Genomic DNA, 4,158 nt, shown 5'->3' with positions numbered 1-4,158 from the left:
GGTTGAAATTATTATGCCCAGCCCCAAAGCATCATGGCTCGTGAAAAAATAAGGCGATTTGCCACATCTGCTGGGTACTAATGAAATGAGCTGAGGCTATTCTACTATAATGAAGAACCGGTTGCTGGGGTTTCATTGGCGGTGATGTGGATAAGAGGAGTAAAAAGTGAAGGGTTTTTTGAATCATTTCTCCCGCTATGCAATTGGCGCAGAGCGAGCAGGGCTTATAGAAATCTTTAAACCTTTGATGATTAGCTACAAAATGGCCACAATTTATGTCCATTAACATTGTGGCTTCATTTTTTTGTGTGCATAGTGTAGGCTACGTTGGAACTCAAATATCCCTTGTCATAATGAATAGTGGCTGGCGCATAAAGGTTTCATACTGGGGCCGCAAACGATCGCTATTATAATACTTCTCCACATCCACAACCTTTTTCTCATGGCTAAAGGCTAAGCTCATCCACTCTTAAAACCAGCCTATTTTGCCATGTTTCATTTGAATCTAACTCGAATTTCCAATGTGGAAATACCACGGAACTCTGGTAAATTCGTTCAAAGCCGGACTCGGATTGTGATACTGTCTCGATGGGAAAGCGCCAAAAAGTTGCCGGTCCATCAACTTTGACAGAGACTGAAATTCCCAGCCACTCATCTTTGAGTTGTGCTTCTTTCGTGCTGGCAATTTCGCCAATGCTTCTAAGTTTAGCATCTTCCAGAGTATGCCCGGGAAAAACGAAATATCTATCCGGAGCATCTCCGGCTAAAAGGGCAAAGTCAAACTCAGAACCAAACCAGAAGGAGTGTTTAGACTGTGCGAGATTTTTAATTACATAGTCAATTTTCAACTCCGGTTTAGCCTGCTCAAGAGAAATTTTCTTCTCTAAATAAACCGGGATTGATTTACTCTCCGTGCGCACATTTCCGTAACGCCACAGCTTGACAACCATGATCTTATCATTACTTTCAACAGAATATTCATAAGCTGTGTTAACAAAGTCGCCGGCTTCCTGATATTGACACTGGGAAAAATTTAAAAGCGAAGTTTCCTGAGCCAGAAAATGGTCCAGGATAGAACTACGCCGATACCAATCATAAAATAAAAGATTCTCTAACCCTTCTTCCTTTGTCACCGTCATTTCGTGAATACTTGGGACTCCTTCCCCCTGGCTTTGCCCTTCATTGATAGATTCATGACTAAGTTGTTTTAATTTTTCATGATAACTCTCTTCTCTGCGCGCTAAAGTATCCAGCAAATTGATGGCCTTCGGTTTAAAATCCAGCTCAAATAAACTGCCCCCGTTTTGCGGCGAAAAATATAGATTCATCTTTGAATTAGACACAAGCAGTTCCTCGTTGCCGTCAGCATCAAAATCCTTAACTTGATAATCAAGCCAGCCTCTGCTTTGTTCCTCAGGGCTTCTTTCTATTTCATCGAGGAGGTTTTCAGCCTGAATTAATTCACGGTAGGTTGCAAATCTCAAATGACTCAGATAAAGTCCCCCGAAAACCCCATGCCAATAAGGGCAATTACATTGGCCGGCCCAAAGATGATCTTGAGCTAGTTTGAATTTTTTATCATTGCTATGCTTTGCTTCTAACTTGGCCAGTCTCTGGCTGACATGCATCATTTTCTTATGCATATTGTTTGATTCGGGGTATTTCACCATAAAATTACGCCAGAATCCGCCGCGTACAAAAACCTTATAGGACTCGTGCAAATTCTGTTCTTTCAAAATATTCTCGAATTTGTCGAATTCATAGATCGACTGAGTAGGCATGGCCCATTCCATCATTTCCCGGTATGAAGCGGTCGGCAAATAAATGCGTCCTAAAGGTGGACTCTGTTCCAAAACTTCGGACAAATGAATCAGGTTAATCCAGTCTGCATTAGCGTCCAATGCCTTGAAGAATTCTTCAAGCCAGCCATTTTCATAACAGTGTTCGTAAGTCCCGGGCCAGATTCCGAACTTTTCCCCATCATCGGCAAAAACAACCAATCTCTCTTCATCTTCTTCTGCAATTGAACGAAGATATTCAATGGTTTTTTCAGGGGGTTGAAAAGGAATGGTATAGCGGAGTTTCTCGGCTATTGGAAACAGACAAAGGGTGTGACCCTCTTCTTCAGTAATATAATATCCCAATAATTCTTCATCCTTTAAACCGGCATTTTTAAAATGCGAATCGTCCAAGACAACGTATTTAACACCTGCCTCTGCACATGGTTTAGCCAAATGGGGCTCCCAAATTCTTTCGGCGAGCCACATTCCCCTGGCATTGTAACCTGTTTCTGTTTTAATAAAATCTGTGAGCTTTTTAATTTGGCCGATTTTATCGCGATAAGGGATCACCGGCATGATCGGCTCGTAAAACCCCCCGGTCATCATCTCAATCTGGCCGGCATCAACTAACTTTTTCAGTCGTGGCATGAACTCCGGTTTGTGTTTCATAAGCCAATTGAAAAGAATACCGCTATAATGTTGGGCGATGCGAATCTTTGGATGTCTTTCCAGGAGTTCCAAAAACGGCACATAAGCCTTTTGGTAAGCATCTTCAAAAACAAAATCAAAATTTCCAACCGGTTGGTGATTGTGAATGCCAATCGCCAGGTTGACCTTTTTCAAGTTAGTTTTCTCCTGATCATATTTCGCTCTCCATCCTAAAACAGTTCATGAGAATTGATTTATATTCAAAAAGTCATTATCACTGATGATTTTGTCAAGGTTTTTTTTAAGAAAGTTTGAAATTGCCGGCCGGCTCAAAGAAAGTGTGGATAATTCTCAAACAAAAAAGGCTCGATATGGTATCGAGCCTTTTTGTTGAATTTATTGAATTTAGCTTTGTAGCGGGGGAGGGATTCGAACCCCCGACCTTTGGGTTATGAGCCCAACGAGCTACCAGACTGCTCCACCCCGCGATGTCGGACGTATAATATAATAATTAATTTCCGAAAGTCAAGTTTTTATCAATCAATAATTTTGAAAAAAATGACACCTCTAGCCTAAAGGAGACCTAAAGTAAGAATGACAAAACGCCGATAAAATATTAACACCCTGTAAAAATCGCTTAGATTTAACGACGAGGTTGAACGTGGAAAGTGTAATGGTTGTCGATGATGAAAAAGATATAATTAATTTGATGTCGGAAACCCTCGAGCTTTGGGGATATCATCCGATTACAGCTATGGACGGTGAAGAAGCTTTTGAAAAATTTCAAAAAAATGCAGTGGATTTGGTGATTACCGATTTAAAGTTGCCAAAAATGAACGGGGTTAAACTTCTCGATAAACTAAAGAACTTCGAAAACTCCACCGAAGTCATCTTGTTTACCGGCTACCCGGAAGTAACTTCTGCAATCGATGCCATGAAAAACGGCGCTTTTGACTATTTAGTCAAACCCGTAGATTTGGCTGAACTTAAATTGAAAGTTGAAAGAGCGCTCGAGAAAAAGAAAATGGTAAAGTCGATCGCTACTCTCAAAGGCTTAAATTGGGCCATGATTATTTCAATTCCGTTGTGGCTTAGTTTGGGAATTTTGTTGGCTTATTTGATAAAAACGTAGGAAAGAAAAAGCCCGCTAATACTAGTTTGAGCTTATCTTCAGTTTCTTTGCCGGCAAAAGAGAAATCAACAACATTCCCGCAGCAAAACCTCCGATGTGTGCCCAAAATGCTACCCCGCCACCTTGCGAAATTCCAAGAGATGACAATCCGTAAAACAATTGCATTACAAACCAAAACCCGAGCACGACATAAGCCGGAATTTTTCTAATTGTCAAAAACCAAACGATTGGAATCACCACCAACACCCTGGCTTTTGGATATTTTACCAGGTAAGCGCCGAGTAAACCGGAGACAGCGCCGCTGGCACCAACCATCGGTGTCTCTGAAATACCGCTTAAAAAAATATGTGTCAACACAGCGACTAATCCGCAAAATAAATAAAACACTAAAAACCGGGAATGCCCAAGGTACCCTTCGATGTTATCTCCGAAAATCCACAAGTAAAGCATATTACCGCCTAAATGCAAAAATCCGCCATGCAAAAACATGGAGGTTACCAAAGTATGAAGTTCTTGCAACTCAACTATATTACTTGGAATAGCACCGTAATGGTGAACCGCCTTCTCAAGGCCAAATTGCTTTTCAAAGTAAAAGGC

General features: G+C 41.1%; 3 protein-coding genes and 1 tRNA gene. 1 reads left to right on the top strand and 3 read right to left on the bottom strand.

What is annotated here, in order from left to right; all coding sequences use genetic code 11:
- Positions 1-446: 446 nt before the first annotated feature.
- Complete coding sequence (locus IH879_20785) at positions 447-2,624, bottom strand: DUF1926 domain-containing protein (protein MCH7677365.1); 2,178 nt, start codon at positions 2,622-2,624, stop codon at positions 447-449.
- 219 nt (positions 2,625-2,843) lie between these two features.
- Positions 2,844-2,917 (bottom strand) — tRNA-Met (locus IH879_20780).
- A 173-nt stretch (positions 2,918-3,090) separates the two neighbouring features.
- Here IH879_20780 and IH879_20775 point away from each other — a divergent pair.
- Positions 3,091-3,561 carry a response regulator gene (locus IH879_20775; GenBank protein MCH7677364.1) on the top strand — a complete coding sequence of 157 codons (471 nt, stop codon included), beginning with the start codon at positions 3,091-3,093 and terminating at the stop codon, positions 3,559-3,561.
- Positions 3,562-3,582: 21 nt separating this feature from the next.
- Here the strand turns inward: IH879_20775 and IH879_20770 are convergent.
- A partial coding sequence (locus IH879_20770) for a rhomboid family intramembrane serine protease (protein ID MCH7677363.1) occupies positions 3,583-4,158 on the bottom strand: 576 nt, incomplete at its 5' end.

This window comes from candidate division KSB1 bacterium (assembly GCA_022562085.1).
GTDB lineage: Bacteria > Zhuqueibacterota > Zhuqueibacteria > Oceanimicrobiales > Oceanimicrobiaceae > Oceanimicrobium.
Note: the sequence above shows the minus strand (reverse complement) of the source record. Positions and strands in the feature narration are given on the sequence as shown.